General features: G+C 28.1%; 23 protein-coding genes. 8 read left to right on the forward strand and 15 right to left on the reverse strand.

The annotated features are described in order from the left end of the window. Positions 1-54: 54 nt before the first annotated feature. Positions 55-420 (reverse strand): c-type cytochrome, encoded by a 366-nt coding sequence (locus ABIV_RS09240; RefSeq protein WP_228254285.1) that lies wholly within the window; start codon positions 418-420, stop codon positions 55-57. 87 nt (positions 421-507) lie between these two features. Between ABIV_RS09240 and folD the strand changes: the two genes are divergently transcribed. The 3 genes from folD to rpiB are packed head-to-tail and all read left to right on the forward strand — an operon-like array spanning position 508 to position 2,604. Further along, a complete protein-coding gene (gene folD / locus ABIV_RS09245) occupies positions 508-1,368 on the forward strand; it encodes a bifunctional methylenetetrahydrofolate dehydrogenase/methenyltetrahydrofolate cyclohydrolase FolD (RefSeq protein WP_114839609.1) in 861 nt (286 codons plus the stop codon). Continuing rightward, positions 1,368-2,153, forward strand: coding sequence for a signal peptidase I (gene lepB / locus ABIV_RS09250; protein WP_114839610.1), 786 nt, complete (start codon positions 1,368-1,370; stop codon positions 2,151-2,153). The genes folD and lepB overlap by 1 nt, the downstream gene beginning before the upstream one ends. Position 2,154: 1 nt before the next feature. Next, complete coding sequence (rpiB, locus tag ABIV_RS09255) at positions 2,155-2,604, forward strand: ribose 5-phosphate isomerase B (RefSeq protein ID WP_114839611.1); 450 nt, start codon at positions 2,155-2,157, stop codon at positions 2,602-2,604. A gap of 13 nt (positions 2,605-2,617) precedes the next feature. Here the strand turns inward: rpiB and ABIV_RS09260 are convergent, their stop codons facing one another. Further along, the gene (locus tag ABIV_RS09260) at positions 2,618-3,037 is read right to left on the reverse strand and encodes a GNAT family N-acetyltransferase (protein WP_114839612.1); all 420 of its coding nucleotides are present in this window, start codon (positions 3,035-3,037) and stop codon (positions 2,618-2,620) included. Then, positions 3,034-4,014 (reverse strand): DUF2156 domain-containing protein, encoded by a 981-nt coding sequence (locus ABIV_RS09265; RefSeq protein WP_114839613.1) that lies wholly within the window; start codon positions 4,012-4,014, stop codon positions 3,034-3,036. Before ABIV_RS09265 ends, ABIV_RS09260 begins: the two co-directional genes overlap by 4 nt. A gap of 249 nt (positions 4,015-4,263) precedes the next feature. Between ABIV_RS09265 and ABIV_RS09270 the strand changes: the two genes are divergently transcribed. Next, positions 4,264-5,493: an HD domain-containing protein gene (locus tag ABIV_RS09270; protein ID WP_114839614.1), complete on the forward strand. Its 1,230-nt coding sequence runs from the start codon at positions 4,264-4,266 to the stop codon at positions 5,491-5,493. 25 nt (positions 5,494-5,518) lie between these two features. On the opposite strand, the gene ABIV_RS09275 is transcribed toward ABIV_RS09270, so the two are convergent. Further along, the gene (locus ABIV_RS09275; RefSeq protein WP_114839615.1) at positions 5,519-7,465 is read right to left on the reverse strand and encodes a TonB-dependent receptor plug domain-containing protein; all 1,947 of its coding nucleotides are present in this window, start codon (positions 7,463-7,465) and stop codon (positions 5,519-5,521) included. A gap of 131 nt (positions 7,466-7,596) precedes the next feature. On the opposite strand from ABIV_RS09275, the gene ABIV_RS09280 reads away from it, so the two are divergent. Beyond that, entirely contained in the window at positions 7,597-7,818 is a 222-nt protein-coding gene (locus ABIV_RS09280) for a hypothetical protein (RefSeq protein ID WP_114839616.1), read from the forward strand. A gap of 1 nt (position 7,819) precedes the next feature. Continuing rightward, positions 7,820-8,230: a hypothetical protein gene (locus ABIV_RS09285; protein WP_114839617.1), complete on the forward strand. Its 411-nt coding sequence runs from the start codon at positions 7,820-7,822 to the stop codon at positions 8,228-8,230. A gap of 39 nt (positions 8,231-8,269) precedes the next feature. On the opposite strand, the gene ABIV_RS09290 is transcribed toward ABIV_RS09285, so the two are convergent. The 8 genes from ABIV_RS09290 to greA all read right to left on the reverse strand — a co-directional run bounded on the left by ABIV_RS09290 (position 8,270) and on the right by greA (position 14,602). Continuing rightward, on the reverse strand, positions 8,270-8,551 hold the full coding sequence (locus tag ABIV_RS09290; RefSeq protein WP_114839618.1) for a hypothetical protein: 282 nt from the start codon (positions 8,549-8,551) through the stop codon (positions 8,270-8,272). 85 nt (positions 8,552-8,636) lie between these two features. Next, on the reverse strand, positions 8,637-9,290 hold the full coding sequence (nth, locus tag ABIV_RS09295) for an endonuclease III (protein ID WP_114839619.1): 654 nt from the start codon (positions 9,288-9,290) through the stop codon (positions 8,637-8,639). 12 nt (positions 9,291-9,302) lie between these two features. After that, positions 9,303-9,878, reverse strand: coding sequence for a DJ-1/PfpI family protein (locus tag ABIV_RS09300; RefSeq protein WP_114839620.1), 576 nt, complete (start codon positions 9,876-9,878; stop codon positions 9,303-9,305). Between the two features lies 1 nt (position 9,879). Beyond that, positions 9,880-11,853 carry an excinuclease ABC subunit UvrB gene (gene uvrB / locus ABIV_RS09305; protein ID WP_114839621.1) on the reverse strand — a complete coding sequence of 658 codons (1,974 nt, stop codon included), beginning with the start codon at positions 11,851-11,853 and terminating at the stop codon, positions 9,880-9,882. 11 nt (positions 11,854-11,864) lie between these two features. Beyond that, complete coding sequence (locus ABIV_RS09310; protein WP_114839622.1) at positions 11,865-12,431, reverse strand: hypothetical protein; 567 nt, start codon at positions 12,429-12,431, stop codon at positions 11,865-11,867. Then, a complete protein-coding gene (locus ABIV_RS09315) occupies positions 12,428-13,123 on the reverse strand; it encodes a UDP-2,3-diacylglucosamine diphosphatase (protein ID WP_114839623.1) in 696 nt (231 codons plus the stop codon). Before ABIV_RS09315 ends, ABIV_RS09310 begins: the two co-directional genes overlap by 4 nt. Next, positions 13,113-14,117 carry an N-acetyl-gamma-glutamyl-phosphate reductase gene (gene argC / locus ABIV_RS09320; protein ID WP_114839624.1) on the reverse strand — a complete coding sequence of 335 codons (1,005 nt, stop codon included), beginning with the start codon at positions 14,115-14,117 and terminating at the stop codon, positions 13,113-13,115. The genes ABIV_RS09315 and argC overlap by 11 nt, the downstream gene beginning before the upstream one ends. Further along, positions 14,117-14,602, reverse strand: coding sequence for a transcription elongation factor GreA (gene greA, locus ABIV_RS09325; protein WP_114839625.1), 486 nt, complete (start codon positions 14,600-14,602; stop codon positions 14,117-14,119). The genes argC and greA overlap by 1 nt, the downstream gene beginning before the upstream one ends. A 79-nt stretch (positions 14,603-14,681) precedes the next feature. Here greA and ABIV_RS09330 point away from each other — a divergent pair, with 79 nt between their 5' ends. After that, positions 14,682-15,332, forward strand: coding sequence for a tRNA threonylcarbamoyladenosine dehydratase (locus ABIV_RS09330; RefSeq protein WP_114839626.1), 651 nt, complete (start codon positions 14,682-14,684; stop codon positions 15,330-15,332). A gap of 81 nt (positions 15,333-15,413) precedes the next feature. Further along, positions 15,414-16,319, forward strand: a complete 906-nt coding sequence (locus ABIV_RS09335) for a chemotaxis protein CheV (protein WP_114839627.1) — start codon at positions 15,414-15,416, stop codon at positions 16,317-16,319. A gap of 30 nt (positions 16,320-16,349) precedes the next feature. Here ABIV_RS09335 and argH read toward each other — a convergent pair whose 3' ends face one another. From argH to ABIV_RS09350, 3 genes are all read right to left on the reverse strand, one after another. Beyond that, positions 16,350-17,741, reverse strand: coding sequence for an argininosuccinate lyase (gene argH, locus ABIV_RS09340; protein ID WP_114839628.1), 1,392 nt, complete (start codon positions 17,739-17,741; stop codon positions 16,350-16,352). Between the two features lie 129 nt (positions 17,742-17,870). After that, a complete protein-coding gene (locus ABIV_RS09345; RefSeq protein WP_114839629.1) occupies positions 17,871-18,851 on the reverse strand; it encodes an iron-sulfur cluster assembly scaffold protein in 981 nt (326 codons plus the stop codon). Between the two features lie 128 nt (positions 18,852-18,979). Beyond that, positions 18,980-20,176 carry a NifS family cysteine desulfurase gene (locus tag ABIV_RS09350; RefSeq protein ID WP_114839630.1) on the reverse strand — a complete coding sequence of 399 codons (1,197 nt, stop codon included), beginning with the start codon at positions 20,174-20,176 and terminating at the stop codon, positions 18,980-18,982. Positions 20,177-20,319 lie beyond the last annotated feature (143 nt).

Raw genomic sequence — 20,319 nt, forward strand, 5'->3', positions numbered from 1 at the left:
TTTTAAAATTGAACGCGTATTTTACTTAAATTTTTATTAAGATTTGTTTAAGCCCTATTTTATATTCTTAATATAGTAATATAATGACTTTAATTCTTCATTTGTCATAAAATATGTAGGCATAACTTTTGACTCTGTTTTATCTGATCTCAATTTATCTAAAAAAACTTCAAAAGATACATTATTTATGGCAGGAGCAATAATTTTTTTCTCTACTAATTTTTTTGTTTTTTTATCTATCTCTTTATATTTAGCAATAACTACTGGTTTATTACCTTTTTCATGACATTTTATACACCCTACTCCCCTTGGGTTTTCATATAACATTGCTCCATACTCAAACTTAGTAATAAATGAGTTATCAATGGGATTTGAAAAAAGAGCACTTACTATAAGTAAAATAAAAGATATAAACTTCAATATAAGCCTTTATTATGTAATTCGATATTAAAAAAGTTTTGGATATTATACTAGCTTAAAATTAAATAGATATGAGGCTAGAACCTAATGACATTACTAGATGGAAAAGCATTATCAGATAAGATTAAAGAAGAAGTAAGAGTTGAAGTTGAAAAACTTAAAAATGAAAAAAATATCACTCCAGGACTAGCTGTAGTTCTTGTTGGTGATGATGCAGCAAGTGCAACTTATGTAAATAGTAAACACAAATCATGTGAAGCTGCAGGTATTTATTCAGAAGTTCATACAAAAGATTCTTCTACAACACAAGAAGAGTTATTAGAGTTAATTGAAAAGATGAACAATGACCCAAAACTTGATGGTATCTTAGTTCAATTACCATTACCAAAACATATAGATACAACTACTGTTTTAGAAGCTATTAACCCTTTAAAAGATGTTGATGGATTTCACCCATATAATGTAGGAAGAATGGTATCTAACTTAGATGCATTTCTACCAGCTACACCATTTGGTGTAATGAGAATGTTTGAAGAGTACAATATTGGATTAAGCGGGAAAAATGTTGTTGTAATTGGTTCATCTGATATTGTTGGAAAACCAATGGCATCACTTTTAATTAATGCTAAAGCAACAGTAACAGTTTGTAACTCAAGAACAAAAGATTTAGCTTCTCACACAAAAGCTGCTGATATTGTTGTAATTGCAGTTGGAGTTCCTCACTTATTAAAAGGTGATATGTTAAAAGAAGGTGCTGTAGTTATTGATGTAGGTATTAATAGACTTGATACTGGAAAGTTAACTGGGGATGCAGATTTTGAAGATTGTAAAACTAAATGTTCATTTTTGACTCCTGTACCAGGTGGAGTTGGTCCAATGACAATTGGTATGTTATTAAAAAACACTCTTAAAGCAGCATATTTAAGAGATAAAAGAGAAAGTAAATAATGCTTAGAAAATTATATAACTGGTCCTCTTCATGGACTGGTACAATTGTAATTGTATTAACAATTATATTTTTTGTTGCACAAGCATTTGTAATTCCAAGTGGAAGTATGAAAAATACCCTTCTTATTGGAGATATGCTTTTTGTTAAAAAGTTTTCGTATGGTATTCCAGTTCCTAGAATTCCATGGATAGAACTACAAGTATTACCTGACTTTAAAGGAAATGGACATTTAATAGATGGCCCTAGACCAAAAAGAGGAGATATTGTAGTATTTAGATATCCAAATAATGACAATATTCACTATGTAAAAAGAGCAGTTGCACTTCCAGGAGATATTGTTGCATTAAAAGAGAAACATCTATTCTTACATCCAAAAGAGGGAAATGAGTTCGTAAGAGCAAACTATCCTAAAGAGAAGATTATTGAAACAGGTGGAAAACTTTTTGTGGTAAATCCATATAGAGATGAACATCCTGGTATTCACAATGACCCAAGTGTAAAAAGAGATGGTTTACAGCCTTATCAATTATTTGATATGATGCCTATTAAAATACCAGAAGATGAATATTTTATGATGGGTGATAATAGAGACCACTCAAATGATTCAAGATTCTGGGGAACTGTAAATTATAAATATATTGTAGGAAAACCTTGGTTTATCTATTTCTCATGGGATGAGAACAAAGAAGTTAGATGGGAAAGAGTATTTAGAACTGTTGAATCTTTAGAAGAAGATATGCAAGGTAAAGACATAGAAATAAATCATGAAAAAGGAATATACTAAAATGAAATACTTTATTGCAGCAGACCATGCTGGTATTGATTTTAAAGCTTTTGTAAAAGAACTTTTTGAAAAGAAAGGTCACGAGGTAATCGATTTAGGACCAAATACAAAAGATAGAGTTGATTATCCAGATTTTGCAGCTAAATTATGTAAAGAAGTATTAGCAAATGAAGGAAGCAAAGGAATTTTAATTTGTGGTTCTGGTATTGGAATGTCTATGGCAGCTAATAAATTTGATGGAATTAGAGCTGCACTTTGTCACAATGAATATTCTGCAAAAATGGCAAGAGAACACAATGATGCAAATGTAATTTGTTTAGGGGAGAGAGTTTCTGGATATGGAATGATTGAAGCTATCATTGATGCATGGGATTCTTCTTCTTTTGAAGGTGGAAGACATGAAGGAAGAGTTGAAAAAATCAACGCTTTATTTGGTTCTTGTAGAGTATAAGAGACTTGAAAGTTTATCTTTCAAGCCTCATTAATACTCCATCTTCATCTTTATAATACTCTTTTAAAATCTTCACTTCTTTAAAACCAAACTTTTTATAAAGCATTATTGCTTTTTTATTTGAAATTCTAACTTCAAGCTGTAAAGGCTTTTTCTCTAAATTTTTTAAACTATATTCAATTAAAGAACTAGCTAAACCTAAACCTTGATATTTATCCAAAATAGCTAAAGAATATAGACGAAAAAAGTTTTTCCTTTTTAACCAAAGGATATAGCCTACGGTTTCGCCTATTTTTACTTTATAGATAATACTACTTTTTATATGATAATAAAAAGAACTAAGTTTTAAAGCAAAAATATCATCTTTAAAGAGACTATTTTCAATCTCAAAAAGTCTTTTTATATCCTCTTTACTAGCTCTACTTATTTTCATTTTTGATAAATTGTATATTTTGGAATTAACATATTTGGTCTATATGACATTTTTACTTTTTTTAAGTTTTCAAATCCCATATCATCGCCAACATTTATATACTCAACTAAATATTTATCTTTTAAAAGTTTTGTAAACTCTCTAAATATAAATTGTGCACAACCTAAAATCTCAAAATCTGTTTTTTCAATGATTACACTAGCTGTATCTTCATTTATATTTTCACCTACAGTGAAACCTTTTATCTCATCATCAATATAAATTACTAAACCAATTAAATCTAAATTATTATAATCATTTATTAATCTTTTAATTGCAAATCTTTCAAAATAGATACCATCTAAAAATACTTCAACCTCTTCTTTTGGCATATAAGTTGTTCTATCTTTTACCCATTTATTAAAAAGATTTAAAATATCTGCTCCATGTTTTTCTTTATCAAGAATCTCTAACCTATGATTTGGATATATCTTTTTAAACTTATTAATCTCATTTCTTTTTGATTTATAAGCATCCCCTTTTAAATCAATTAAATCCTCTACTTTATAGATATAATCAACAAGCTTTTTTTCAATAATAAAGTCTTTTAACATTTCATAAATTAAAGTACCCTCTTCTAAATAATCAACAAAACCTTCAAGAATATTTTCATGTACATACTCTATTTTAGAGTAGTTTCTATTACTATTATGTGTATTCATAATTTCAAAGCACTCTAATATCGCTTTATATGTATTCTTCTTTTTCCCTAAAGGAGGAAGAAGCATTGACATCTCACCTGAGTTTAAAATAAAAAGACAAAAAGTATCATTTACAATAGCATAAAAACCTGTTGCTGTTGATAACCAAACATAATTACCAGAAAATGTATAATCACTTAGGTTTACATTTACTTGTTTTAAATAGTTTTGCATTTCCTCTTTTGCTCTTAAATCAAAATGTTTAAGCGTATAATTGTTTATTGTCAAAGTTGACATTTATTATTTATCCTTAGATTAATTTTGCGGAATTATACACCTAATTTTTAATTTTGCGTCAAAAATTAAAAAAATAATTTCTAAGCACCTATTTATCATTATTATGTGATAATCGATAGCAAAAAAAAGAGTTAAAATGAGAGAAGATTGGGTTGCATATTTAGTAGTTTTAACAGTTGTTGCTTTAATGTTATTAGGTAAAAAAATGATTTTCTTTACCGATGACTCAAAAGAGAAAAAGGATGATAAATGATTAATCCCAAAATAATAGATTATATCTTTTCTTCTGCTTCTATTCAACGCTGGAATGACTACCCAAGAATGGTTGAGTTAGTTGAACTTGATAAACAAGCTCATAAATTTATTATTGCTTATTTTATAGCAAAACTTGAAAAAGATATAAACTATACTCATCTAATAGAAGCTGGTGTTTTTGAGTTCTTAAGAAGAGTTGTAGTTACTGATATTAGACCTGATGTTTTTAGAAATGCTTTACAAAAAAGAGCCAAAGAGATAAACTCTTGGGTTATTGCAAATTTAAAAGACTCATTAGAAGAGATTGATAATGGTATCTTTTTACAAAAGTTTGAAGAGTATTTAAACAATCCAAATATCTATAAAAAAGAGAGATTTATTTTAAAAGCAGCCTCTTATCTTGCTACTAGATGGGAGTTTTCTATTGTATATCAAACTTCAGCTTTCCTTTCTGATATTGAAGATGTTAAAAAAAGTGTAGATGAAGAGATTGAAGATTATTATGAATTAATTGGTGTTAGAAAGATTGCACTAAATAAAAAATTAGCAAAAATTGTTGATTTAAGTGGAAGATTAAGATTCCAAAAAAGATGGGCACAAACACCAAGAGTACCAGAAACTTCTGTTTTAGGGCATATGCTTACAGTTGCAATTTTCTCTTATTTTTATTCTATAAAAGTAAATGCTTGTGAAAAAAGATTAGAAAACAACTTCTTTGTTTCACTATTCCATGATTTACCAGAAGCTCTTACAAGAGATATTATAACACCTGTAAAATATTCAGTAGATGATTTATCAGATATTATTGCTGAATATGAAATCAAAAAAATAAATGATGCAATTTTACCAAATATTCCAGACTCTATTCATGATGAATTTTGTTATTTATTAGGTATGTTTGAAAACCATAAAGATGAATTTGAAAATAGAATTTATGAAGATGGCGAGATAAAATTAGTAAATGATATTTCAAAATATAATATGGATAAATACAATGCAATTGATGGTGTTGCTTTAAAACAATGTGATAAATTATCTGCTTTTGTTGAAGCAAGTCTATCTATCTCTCATGGAATTAAATCAAAAGAGCTAGTAAATGGTAAAAAACAGATTATGAAATCTTTTAAAGAGATTCAAGGTGTCGATTTTGGAGCTATTGCTAGAAAAATAGATGAAGAGTTTTGTACAACAGGACAAACTCAAGTTAGAATGGATTTTGACTAAGAAGAAAAAACTTCTTAGTCAATTTTTAGAAACTATATTTTAAATTAACGTAAAAATATCTTCCTGGGTCATTTAATAATACTCTATCTCCTCCTGTTTCAACATATCTTACATCTTGATAAGTATTTGTTGAAGCATAAGTTTTATCAAATAGATTATCAACTCCTAAAGTGATATTAAAATTTTTATGGAATTGATTATCATATTTCATATTTAATACAGCATATCCTGATAACTCTTGTTCTTTTGCAGTACTATCATAGTTATTCCAATCATCTACTGCTACAACTTCAGTTGTAAATTTCGAAGTATCTCTTTCATAAACTAAAGCCAAATTCATTTTTAAAGGTGGAATCTCTGCTAAATCTTTATCTTCATAATTTCCATCTTTTTTCCCTCTTTGATAAGCTAAACCATAATCAAGAGTAAAATCATCATTTATTAAATAAAAACCACTAACACTTGTACCATAAACTTTTGCATCAATATTTTCAAATACTCCTGTATTATAAATATAATCATCAAGTCTTGAATAAAATAGTTTTGTCTTTATATTGAAATCCCCAATAGTTTTTTCAAAACCTAAATCAACTTCATAGTTTTTAGTTGCATTTAAATCATTATTTGTTGCACCATAATATAATTCTCTTGCGTCTGGTACTCTTGAAGATTTACCTACACCTGCAAAAATTTTAGTATCTTTATCTATATTATAAATAGAGAAAACATGTCCATTTAATTGATTATAGTTTTTATCAGTTTTACTTGAATCTGTTGCATCAATATTAGTATCATCATATCTTGCTCCCACTTCTAAGTCTAAAGCACCAAATGATTTTTTATATAAAGAAAACAATGCAATATTTCTTGTATCCGTTGAAGTTAATGAAGTACTATCAACTGTTCCAATAGAGTTATACATTCTACCTCTCCAGTTTCTTGTACTTGTATCAAGTCCTACAGTTAACTCTCCATTTGCAAAATCAAGTTTATTTTTAAGTTTAGTTCCCCAAATTGATGATTTCATATGATTTGTCATTATAGCCATAGGAGGCATCATGCCAGCTGTTCTATTTCTTAATGCAGTACTCATTGGGTGGTCTACTTTTGAATAATAATACTCTAAATTTAACTCTTTTGAAAAATCTCCTAAGTTTCTTTTTGTATAATCAAAAGTATAAATATCTGAGTCATCATAATCGGCATCCATTGGTGTATTTGGATATAAAACATTATCACTTCTATTTGCTGTATATGATAAAGTTACTTCTGAAGAATCATCAATATTAAAAATTGCTTTTGTAAGAATAGTCTCTTTCTCATAAGCTTCAAGTCCATTGCTTTTATATCTATTTGCATAAGGTACATCTTTTTCAATTTGTTGTTCTAAAAAATCATTTCCATCACCATCTTCATACTGGTCAGATTCTTCTTTTGAAGCTGATAATAATAGTTTTATATGCTCATTTCCACCACTTACAGAAAATGAACCTTTTTTATATCCATAGCTTCCAAAGTTAAGATTTACCTCTCCTGATAACTCTTCTGTTGGTTTTTTAGTTTTTACTTTTACTAAACCACTTAAAGTACCAAAATTTTCAACATCATAAGGACCTTCAATAACCTCTACCGTTTCAATGTTATTTGTTAATACATGAGAAGTTGCAGGATCCATTCTATTAGGGCAAGCTCCATAAATTTTACTTTCATCTATTAAGATATTTATATTATCTTTTTTTGCACCTCTTAAGATAATATCATTTGCAATTCCACTTCTTCTAACTAAAGAGATAGAAGGAACTTTTTTTGTTAGTGTTTCAGCTAAATCTGCTGATTTAATCTCCTCTTTACTTATATTTTTTACAACTTTTTTATTTATCTTTTCAGAAACTTCAATAGTTGGTAAATCAACTGTTTCATTTGCTAAAAGAGACAAAGTACAAGCCATTGATAAAGAAATAATCTTTTTCATAATCATCCTTGATTTTTTTGTTAATTTTAATATTCAACTGTTAATTAATTGTTAAAATTTATATATTATTAAGCTTTGTATTAAAATATTTTTTATTTTTATTTATGATATACTTCACCAAAGGAATTTTAATGGCAAAAATTACACTTGAGGTAGAGGAAAAAAATCTAAAAACAGTAATGACTATTTTAGATAATTTAAAAGATGGTTTAATAAAAGATATATCAACAAATAAGCAATATAAAGCAATTAAACCTGTTTCAAGTTCTCTTGATAAATCTACAAAAAAACTTCCTCAATCAAATAAATATTTGAGTAAAGAAGAATTCAAAAAAAGATTAAAAGGAAACTAATATGCAAATAATGTTGATAGCTATTTTATTTATTATTTTAATTGCTTTTACAATATATAAGATTAACAATAAATTTGAGACTAAAGAGTTTATGATTTTAATTGCTATTTTAGTTTTAGGTTCTAGTTTAGTATATTATTTGTTTGAAAATCAAGAGCAAAAAGTACCACAAATCTTTAAAACAAAATATGAGAAAGTATATAATGCAAAAATTGAAAAATTTTCATATGAAAGATTAAATAATAAAATGGTTAGTTCAAAAACTAATTTTATTTATAACTTTGATTATATTGTAGTAAAAAATAATGAAGAATATATTTGTAGTTCTAAAAATGTAAAAGTTAAAAAAATAGAAGATGAGTTCATTTTTGAAAACTTTGAAAAACTAGAAGAAAAGTGTACAAAACAATAAACTTCAAAAAATAATCTATTTTAAAAAACTTAAAATAGATTATTGCCCTCCTCCAATATTTGCAGAGAGTTCTTCATGAATATCTAAAGCATTATCATTTTCATATTTTTCTCTAACTTTTTGTAAACTCTCAATGAGGTTATCAATATTTTCAAAAGGAATTTCTAATTGACCTGTAAGTTTGTCATTTTCTAAAATTTCTATTTTTACTACAGGGTCACTATATTCCCCATATGGTTTTTCCACATAAAAAAGATTTATTGTATCTTTTTTAAAATGGTGAGCTAATCTAATTGAATCTATTTTTGTACTTGTTTTCATAATTAACTCCTTTTTTGGAATTAATTAATAATAACAATTATAATAAAAGTTGTAAATAAAATTTTAAAACTAATTTTTTCTTTTATTATTGAGGTTTAAAAGATTTTGTTGTTTTACATACATGAGGGAAAAGACATGAATTACAATCTGGGTTTAAAGCTTTACAAGTATATCTTCCAAAAAGAACCATTGCTTGATGAAAAATATGTAAATCATCTTTTAATTTTTTTACTAATTCTGCTTCTGTTTTTTCAACTGTTTTTTCATATGAAAGTCCAAGTCTATGAGAAACTCTAAATACATGAGTATCTACAGCCATTAAATTTGCCCCCTCAAATTCAATCATAAATACATTTGCAGTTTTATTTCCAACACCTGCTAGTTTGATAAGCTCTTTTTGATTGTGAGGGATATCTCCTCCATAGTTTTCAATAACACTTTGAGCCATTTTTATAATATTTTTTGCTTTATTATTAAAAAATGAACAAGTTTTAAGTAACTCTTTTACATCATCTAAAGAAGCCTCAGCAAGAGAAAAAACATCAGGATATTTTTCAAAAAGTGCAGGTGTTATAATATTTACTCTTTTATCTGTACATTGAGCAGAAAGGATAATTGCAATTAATAATTCATAATCATTTTTATACTCTAACTCTGTTACAGCACCTGCATATTTTTCAGCAAAAGCCTCTTTTATTATTTGTATCTCTTCTTTAGTTGCTTTTTTTAAGTTTGCCAAAGCCTTTTCCTTCTAGTTTTTTTTCCAATCAAATTGCATCTGTTTTGCTGTTTTTAGGGCTAATTTTTCATTATAAAGTTTTGAAACAAGATGTAAACTCATATCAATTCCAGCTGAGATTCCAGCTGAACTTACAATATCTCCTTCATCAACCCATCTTATATTCTCTTTTACTTTTAAAGCTGGAAAACTATTTTTTAAATCTTCAATATCTTCCCAGTGAGTAGTTACACTATGATTTATCACTACTTTTGCTTTTGCTAATAAAAAAATACCTGTACATACAGAAGCAATAAGTTTTGCTGTTTTTGTTTGTTGAAAAATCCAATCAATTACATTTTGTTTTTCAAGTTCAGCAGTATGAACACCACCTACAACAATTAAAACATCAAGCTTAGGATGAGACTTAATTGTATAATCACTTAATACTTTATACTCACCTCTTGCTTTTACTACTTCATCTTTTTCAGAAATAAAAAATAGATTATGTTTCTCTTTTAAAAATCTATTAGCTACTGAAAAGACTTCATAGGGTCCAGAAAAATCTAAAACTTCAGCATTATCGTAAATGTAAATTCCAATATTCATTTTAAGCCTTCTTTAGTTTTTCAATCTCATCTCGAAGTCTAATTGCTTCTTCAAAGTTTAAATCTTTTGCTGCTTTTTGCATCTTCTTATTTAACTCAATTAATATCTTTTTTCTCTCTGCTGCTGGCATTTTTTCAAGCTTTTGTTTTTTCCACGCAACATCATCATACTCTTCAAGTTTTAAATTTTCATCAATTGCTCTTTTAGTTGTTTTTGGAGTTATTCCATGCTCTTTATTAAATGCCTCTTGTAAAGCTCTTCTCTCATTTGTTAAATCAATTGCATATTTCATTGAATCAGTAATCTTTTTAGCAAATAAAATCACTCTTCCATTTTGGTTTCTTGCAGCTCTTCCCATAGTTTGAACTAAAGAAGTTCTACTTCTTAGAAAACCTTCTTTATCTGCATCTAATATCGCAACTAAAGAAGTCTCTGGAATATCAAGTCCCTCTCTAAGTAAGTTAATTCCAACAAGAACATCAAACTCTCCCATTCTAAGCTCTCGTATTATTTGATTTCTCTCAATTGCATCAATATCAGAGTGCATATATTTAACTTTAATTCCTAAATCTAAATAATAAGAAGTAAGTTCTTCTGCCATCTTTTTTGTTAGAACTGTTACTAAAACTCTCTCATTTTTGGCAACTATTTTTTTTATCTCATCATGAAGTTTTTCTACTTGGTATTCACTATCTTCAATTTGAATAACTGGATCAAGAAGTCCTGTTGGACGAATAATTTGTTTAGCAACTACTTCACTCTTTTCTAACTCTAAATCTGCTGGTGTTGCACTTACAAAAAGATAAGAAGGAGCTTTATTTATAAACTCATCAAATTTTAAAGGTCTATTATCTAAAGCACTTGGTAATCTAAAGCCATAATCAACAAGTACTTCTTTTCTACTTCTATCCGCAGCATGCATCCCTCTAAATTGAGGAAGTGAAACATGAGATTCATCAACAATTAGTAAGAAATCTTTTCCTATTTGTTCAAAATAATCCATTAAAGAGTAAGGAGTCTCTCCTGGTTTTAGTCCAGTTAAATGTCTGGCATAGTTCTCAATACCCTTACACATACCAGTTCCCTCAATCATCTCCAAATCAAACTCAACTCTTTGTTTTAATCTTTGGTACTCTACTAACTTTTGTTCTTTTGTAAAATAGTCAAGTCTTTCATCTAACTCTTCTTCAATCTGTTTTACAGCTTTTCCTAAATTCTCACTTGTAACAACGAAAGGGTTAACAGAATAGATAATTGCTTCTTCTAGCTCTTTTGTTTTTTCATTTGTTAAATATTCATGTTTAGTGATTGATTCAACTTCATCTCCAAAAAATTCAACACGAATATACTCATCTTCAAAATATGCAGGATAAATATCAATTACATCCCCATTTACTCTAAAATCAGCCCTATCAAAAAAAGAGTCGTTTCTTTTATATCCCATCTCTACAAGTTTAAGTAAAAATTCTCTTTGAGAGTATTCAAAACCAACTTCAATTCTTTGAACCATTGCTTTATATTCATGGGGATTCCCTAAACCATAGTTAGCTGAAACAGAAGCAATAACAATTACATCATCAAAACTAAGTAAAGAAGCAGTAGCACTAAGTCTTAATCTTTCAAGTTCACTATTAATTGAAGAGTCTTTTTCTATAAAAAGGTCTGTTCTAGGTATATATGCTTCTGGTTGATAATAATCATAATAAGATATAAAATACTCCACATGATTATTTGGAAAAAATTGTCTAAATTCAGAATAAAGCTGGGCTGCTAAGGTTTTATTATGAGTCATAATAAGTGTTGGCTTTTGTGTTTTCTCTATAACCTTAGCCATAGTATAAGTTTTACCAGAACCAGTAACTCCTTCTAAAGTTGTATATTTATTTCCAGATAAAATAGAGTTACTTATATCTTCAATTGCTTTAGGTTGGTCTCCTGCTGGTTCATATTCACTATTAACTTTAAATTGTGTGATGATATATCCTTTTAATAGTTTTTATAATTTGCTAAAAAATAAAATAGTATTGAGATATCTTTATTTGACCATAAATACTCTTTACATAAAGAATCTCTTGTTTGAGTTGTATCTACATGGTTTTCATATTTTTTAATTAAACCTCTTAAAAAACTTTTCATATCATTTGCAGAAGCCTTTATTAAAAAAGGATGGAAAATTTTGTTTTGTTCAGGAATAAAAAACTCTTGGTTATTTTTAAACATCATAAATAAAAAAGAGATTTGCCAAGTATGCCACTCTTTTTTATCTAATTCATAAATATCCATTTTTTGATAATCAAAAATTTTATAAGATTCATATACTTTTTTTGTAATATTTAATACCTCAGCTTTTGACATTTTTTCAAGTTGAGAAGGTAAATTAAGTCCTGCAACACTAGGCATATTTACTTTATGATAAGAAGTTTTATTTTTACTCTTTTTACCATTTCGATTAGGACTATTTTGCATTATTAGCATAATTATAACCACTAATAAAACTACAATAATTACAGCAATTACAATTAGAAAAGTCATAATTGTATTTTCATTAATCATAAATTAACTCCTTGAAATTCTCCATTAAAAATCATATATTGCTTACTACAACATAAAGAAGGGATATTTACATATTTTTGTTTTTCACTTTTGAATATTTTTCCTTGATGAAAATGACCTTCTATAATAATATTTGCATCATAATTTTTTAATCTCTTTTTTGCAAATAAATCAAAATCACTAATCATAGAACAGATATTTTTTTGAAGAAGTGATTCTTCTATTTTTTTTGAAATAAAATTATTAAAATCAATTAGATTTAAAAAATGCAATAAAGGTCTATTTCTAATAATCTTGCAATAAAGATTATAATGCCAAGGAGTAAAGATATCTCCATGGGCTAAAGCTATAGTTTTATCTTCATATTTAAAAAAGATAGGTTGCATTTCTCTTTTATAAACTTTTACAAAAGGAAATAGTTTTTGTAGATTATAATCATGATTTCCTTCTAAATAAAATACTTCAATATTTTGAGATATTTTATTTATCAAATCAATCACTTTTTTATTAATTTTAATAAAGTATTTACTCTCTCCTGAAATAAAGTCAATCATATCCCCCATCAAAAAAAGTTGTGATGGGGTCAATTCTTTATTAACTATTTTTTCTAAAAGAGTTAACAACTCTTGATTTTTTTTATTAAAATGAGAGTCAGCTATAAATAATGAATTATTTTCTAAATTATGGAACATAAGCTATTTTAGGTATTCCTTCATCTTCTTCTAAACCACACATGATATTTGCATTTACAACTGCTTGAGATGAAGCACCTCTAAGTAAATTATCAATTGACGAATTAATAAAAAGAGCTTTACCATTTGTTTCTACAAAAATATCACAAAAGTTTGTTCCTGCAGTTGATTTTAAATCTACTGGATTATTTCTAATTCTCACAAATGAAGAGTCTTTATAAGCTTCTTCCAATACTTTTTTAGCATCTATTTCTTCTTTTAAAGTAGCAAATACAGAGACTAACATACCTCTTGTTACAGGAAGTAGATGTGGTACAAAATTAATCTGACATTTTGCCCCTTTTATAAGTCTTACTTTCTCTTCTATTTCTGGCATATGTCTATGATTAAAAGGACTATATGAGTGACAATTTTCATTTAAGTTTCCAAAATGAGTTACCTCTTTTAATCCTTTTCCAGCTCCACTCATCCCTGACTTTGCATCAATAAAAATTTGTGCATCTGTATCAATATAATCAATAAAAGGTAAAAGAGCTAAAAGTGATGCCGTAGGATAACACCCTGGATTCGCAATAAGTTTTGAATCTTTAATTTCATTTTTATAATATTCAGGCAAACCATAAACTGAATCTTGTATATGTTCTTTATCTTCATGAGGACAATAATGTTTTTCATAAGTTTCAAGTTCTAATCTATAATCAGCACTTAAATCAACTACTTTTACTCCTAATTCTAAAAGTTCTTTAGCAAAAGACATTGAAGTTTTATGAGGAAGAGCTAAAAAAGCCAATTGTGCAACTTTTGCCACATCTTTAGCATCAGCTTTAGAAACCTCTACATCAAGTACATCTTTTAAACAAGGATGAAGTTCTTGAACATTTTCATTCCCTGTTGAATTTGCAATATATGAAATATTAAAAGTAGGATGGTTAATTAAAATCTTAATTAACTCTAATCCTGTATAACCACTTGCACCTATAATTGCTACATTCATTATAGTTCTAACTCCTTATAATATACATTTAAAATTTCAAAAGTAGTCTCTCCTCCAGGTAATGAAGCAGTTAGTTCTTCTCCCTCTTCTTTTCCTAAAAGTTGTTTTGCTAAAGGAGAATTAAATGAAATCAATCCTTTCTCTGCATTTGATTCTACTCCACCTACAATAGAGTATGTAAACTCTTCATCTTTATCTAAATCAAGTAATTCTACCGTTGAACCAAAACTTATTCTATCATGGGGTAAGCTCTCTGGGTCAATAATAATTGCTTTTGAGATAATAGACCCTAATTCTGCAATTTGAGCATCTATTAAAGCTAATTTATCTTTTGCTGCATGATATTCTGCATTCTCTTTTAAATCTCCTAGCTGTCTTGCTTCATCAAGAGCAATTACAGTTTCAGGTCTCTCTTTATTTTTTAAAAATTCTAATTCCCCAGTAATCTTTGTATATCCTACTCTTGTCATTGGCTCTTTATCCACGATAAGCCTCCTATATATTGTTTTATTTTCATTATGTATTAATTTGATATAATATCGAAAAATTAATAAAAGAGTAGATATGCAAGAGTATGATAGAACCATAAAACTATTTGGTGAAGAGAATTTTGAAAAAATAAAAAATGCAAAGGTAATTTTATTAGGTGTAGGAGGAGTTGGAAGTTTTGCTTTAGACTCACTTTACAATACAGGATTAACCAATATTACAATAGTTGATTTTGATACTTATGAAGAATCTAATATGAATAGACAATTAGGAAGTCATGGAAATGTAGGAAGAGTAAAAGTTGAGGCTTTAAAAGAGAGATATCCTAAAGTTGAAGCCATTCATGCAAAAATAACTCCTGAATGGATTGATAATTTTGATTTCTCTTCATATGATTATATTTTAGATGCAATTGATGATGTTGCACCAAAAGTTCACTTAATTCAAAGATACTTTACTAAAATAATAAGTACAAGTGGAGGGGCTAAAAGATTAGACCCAAGTAAGATTGAATACAAATCTATTTGGGAAACATATAATGACCCTTTTATTAGAAAAATTAGAACTGAACTTAAACAAAGAGGTTTTAAAAAGAAATTTAAAGTTGTTTTTTCAGGAGAAAATCCTAATTGTATAGAAAAAGGTAGCTTTGAAGCAGTAACTGGTTCATTCGGCTTTATGATGGCTGCAATTACCATAAATAAGTTACTAAGCAGAGACAAGTAAAGTAATATTTTAGTAATATTTTAAAGTTTATTGTAAGATAAAAACGTATATAATCTAGTATATTAGTCAAAAAGGGCATACATGAGTGGTATTAATAGTGTCGAGCAAATGACACAAGGTCATTTAAGAAATGTACAGCAATTAGCTGTTTTCTATACTGGTCATAATAATATTTATGCAATTAATATTGCAAAAGTTAAAGCATTTGTTATTGCAGAAGAAGTAACTATAAACGATACTCCATCAGATAGTGCTGTTGTTGCTGGAATTGCAACTATTAGAGGGGAACCTGTAACTTTAATTAATCTTGATGCATGGCTTGGTATTCCAAAATTAAAACAAGAAGAATATAAACTAATTATTTATTGTGAATTTAATCATAAAAAAGTTGGTTTTTTAATTAGAGACATGCTTGATATAGTTGAAAAAACAACAGATGAATTAAGACATACAGAAGAAACTAACTCTAAAGTTACATATACTACTTATGTAAAAGTAAATAACAAAGATGAATTATGTACTGTATTTAATGCTGAGCAATTATTAAAAGATTTAGGTTGGACAGATGATGGAGAAGATACATTAAATAAATATGTTGAATCTAAGTTCAATAACCATAAACTTGTATTAGCAGCTGAAGATTCAGGTGTTGCAAGAGAAGTATTAAGTAAATTCTTCAAAAAAGCTGGAATCAATTATGAAATTTACAATAATGGTGCATTATTACTTGATAGATTAGAAGAGATTGATCCTGAAAGTGTTGCACTAATTATTACAGATATTGAGATGCCAGAAACTGATGGTTTCCAAGTTGCATCATTTGTAAAACAAAGTAGTAAATATGCTCATATTCCAGTTGTAGTAAACTCATCTATGACTACAGATGCAGTAAAAAATAAAATGCATAGTATTGGAGTTGATGGATTTATCGGGAAAACTGATATCCAAGCTTTATATGAAGCAGCTAAACAATATTTAGCAAACTAAAATAAAAAAGACTAAATTTAGTCTTTTTTATTAGTTATTCTCTAACCACTTTTTAAAATTCTCTATTTGAATCTCTGTTTGTTGTGTTGATGTCCCACCAAATGATGTTCTTGCATTCATTGAGTTTCTTAAATCTAAATACATAACTATTTCATCATCTATCTCTTTTAACTCATCATTTGCACTTCTAATTTCATCTATAGAAAGTTCTGAAATATCTTTATTTAAAGAGTTTGCACAAGTAACTACATCTTTTGTAATATAATATGCTGTTCTAAATGGCATACCTTTTTTCTGTACTAAAAAGTCAGCTAAATCAGTAGCACTTAAATGTCCTATTTTACAAGCTGATTCCATTTTGTCTACATTTACAATCATTGTTTTGATTACTTCATTTAAAATAGAAATTGAGATTTCAATTGTTTTAACTGAATCAAAAACTCCCTCTTTATCTTCTTGTGTATCTTTATTATATGCAAGAGGTAATCCTTTCATTACTGTAAATAAAGAGATTAAATTTCCATAAACTCTTCCTGTTTTTCCTCTTAATAATTCTGGTACATCAGGGTTTTTCTTTTGAGGCATAATTGAAGAAGTTGTTGCATATTCATCAGACATTCTTACAAATTGGAATTCATATGAAGACCAAGTAATAAGTTCTTCTGCAATTCTTGAAATATGCATCATACTTGTTGAGATATTAAATAGAATTTCTAAAGCAAAATCTCTATCTGATACTGTATCCATTGCATGTGCCGTAGGAGCTTTGAATCCTAATTTTTCACAAGTAGAATCTCTATTAATATTATGTGGAGTTCCCGCTAAGGCTGCACTTCCTAAAGGAGAATAATTATTTCTTTCATATGAACTTTCAAATCTCTCATAATCTCTTTTAAACATATTTGCATAAGCTAACATATGATATCCAAAATTTAATGGTTGAGCATGTTGTAAATGTGTCATACCTGGAATTAAAGTTTTTGTATGTTTACTTGCAACATTTACAAAAGTTTCTACTAGCTCTTTTAATTGTGATTTTATAGAAAGAGATTTTTCTTGGACATAAAGTCTAAAATCTGTTGCAACTTGGTCATTTCGACTTCTTGCTGTATGTAATCTTTTCCCTGGCTCTCCAATAATTTCAGTAAGTCTAGACTCAACCGCCATATGAATATCTTCATAAACAAGTGAGAATTTAAACTCTCCACTTTCAATCTCATTTTTTACTTGTAATAGACCTTTTTCTATCGCTTCTTGTTCATCTTTTGTTAAAATACCTTGTTCACAAAGCATTGCAGAGTGAGCAATACTTCCTTTTATATCTTGAGCATATAACTCTTTATCAAACATAATTGAAGCATTAAATTCATCTAAAATTTGAGCATTTGTATTTTTAAGTATTTGATTATTTTGATTTGACATTTATAACATTCCTACTTTTTAGCTAATTAAATTGGATTATATCAAATTATAAATTATGATGGTATTTATAGTCATAAAAAAAGGCCTATGCAAAGCATAGACCTTTTATTTTAAAGTAAAATTAATTAATTAGATTGGTAAAACTCTAATATTTTCATCAACTTTTTGTTTAAGTACTGATTCAATTGCATAAAGTGTTCCAGTATCACCTGAAGCACATCCTGAACATGCACCTAAATATCTAATATATAAATCATAAAATGGCATATTTTCTTTAATATCAATAATTTCCATGTTTCCACCATCCATCATTAACATTGGTCTAATATCAGCATCTAATACTTCATCAATTGTTTTAATTCTTTGAACAATTGTCATTTTGTCAAAAGTTGCACTACCTGCAGCACTTGCATCAGCAGCCTCTTTTAATTTTTCTTGCTCCATTTCAGCTCTAACATCTTTTAATACATCTACTAAATAGATATCTTTTTCTTCATGCCCACCTGGTTTAATACATGATTTACAAAATGCTCCTGCTTTTGTATAATCAGTAATCTCTTCAACAGTTTTTAAATCATTAATTCTAATAACTTCTTGAATAGTTCCTAATGTTACCCTTGCACACTCACAAATAATAACTTCAGTTTCAAAAGACTCCATATCTACACCTTTATATGTAGCTGCAGCTTTTTTAATAACATCATAAGCCATTACTGAACAGTGCATTTTTTGAGGTGGTACAGCAGGAACATCTGGATGATCTCTTAATGCTTTTTCAACATCAATATTAGTAATTTTTACAGCTTCATCAACTGTTTTACCCTCACATAATTCAGCCATAGCGTCACTTGAAGCAATTGCAGTACCACATCCAAAAGATTTAAATTTTGATTCTAAAATTTTATTAGTCTCTTCTTCAATACACCAGTAAAGTCTTACTGCATCTCCACATGATTCTGCACCAAAATCAGCAATAATTAGTTTTCCACCTAACTCTTTTGCTCTTTCTTCAGTGATTTCACCTTGGTGAGTTGGATTATCCATTCTTCTAATAACTTGATTTGAGTATTCATCCCAAATTGATCCACTAATTAAATCATTTTTTGCCATTTATAATATTCCTTTTAAAATGTCCCATTTGAAAAGGGACTTCAATTTTTTCTACTTTTTACCACAATTTATAAAAAATTGTTAAAAGTAACAAAACTCTAAAGAAAGCAACGAGTTGCTTTTATCTTTTATAATTCTGATACGTGATTTTTTGGAGTATATGCATATGAGCTAGAGATACTTCTTAATCTAGCAATTGCACCTTTGATTACACTAATTGCATAATCAATCTCTTCTTCTGTATTAAATCTACTTAATGAAAACCTAACACCTGTATGAGCTAATTCACTATCACTTCCAAATGCATTCATTACTGGGTTTGCTTCTAAATCTTCACTAGCACATGCTGAACCAGTTGATGCACCAATAGTTTTTTGGTTCATATCCCAAAGCATAGATTCCCCTTCAACACCTCTAATTGAAATAAGTGTTGTATTAGGCGTTCTATTCTCTTTTCCACCAATTACAATTGTTTCAGGAATTTCTAGAATTGCACTCTCTAATTTATCTCTTAATCTTTTAACTTCTGTATTTTCATACGCTAATGCCTCTGGTGAAGTTGCAAGTTTCATAGCAACTCCCATTCCAATCATAGATGCAACATCAACAGTTCCAGCTCTATGACCACCCATTTGTTCACCACCATGTAATAATGGAGTTAATTCAAAACCTTTTTCAACATATAATCCACCAACACCTTTTGGTCCATGAAATTTATGTGCAGAAAAAGATAAATAGTTTACATTACAAGCTTGTACATCTACAGGAATTTTTCCTATTGCTTGAGTTGCATCTGTATGAAATGGTACTCCTGCATCTCTACAGATTTGACCTATTTCTTTAATTGGAAAAAGTTTTCCAGTTTCATTATTTGCCCACATAATAGATACAAGTGCTGTCTCTTCTTTAATATAATCTGCTACTTGTTGTGCTTCTAATACACCCTCTTCATTTACAGGAAGATATGTAACACTTACCCCTTGTGTCTCTAAAAATTTACATACAGCAGTAATAGATGGGTGTTCTACTTCACTTGTAATAATATGGTTTTTATTTCCATTTAAAATTTTATCTACCCAAATTCCTTTAATTACAGTGTTATTACTCTCTGTTGCATTTGCAGTAATAATAATATCATCTTGATCTGCTGCATTAATTCCAGCATATAAGTAATCTAAAGCTTCAACCATTTTTGGGTGAGTCCCTGCTCCAAATTTATGTAGCGAGTTTGGATTCCCATAAATATGACAGAAAAAAGGCTCCATTGCTTTGAATACTTCAGGATCAACCTTAGTTGTGGCATTATTGTCTAAGTATACTTCCATTCTTATTCCTATTTTATTTACATTTTAACACTTTATTATTCCATAATTTTGTGTTAATTCTAATTAAATCGCGTAATTATATTTTAAATAGGATAAAAATAGTCTTAATTCAAAAAAGTAGATATTTTTAATTAATTCTAATA

Origin of the sequence: Halarcobacter bivalviorum, from assembly GCF_003346815.1 — a bacterium.
In the GTDB taxonomy this organism is placed as follows: Bacteria; Campylobacterota; Campylobacteria; order Campylobacterales; family Arcobacteraceae; genus Halarcobacter; species Halarcobacter bivalviorum.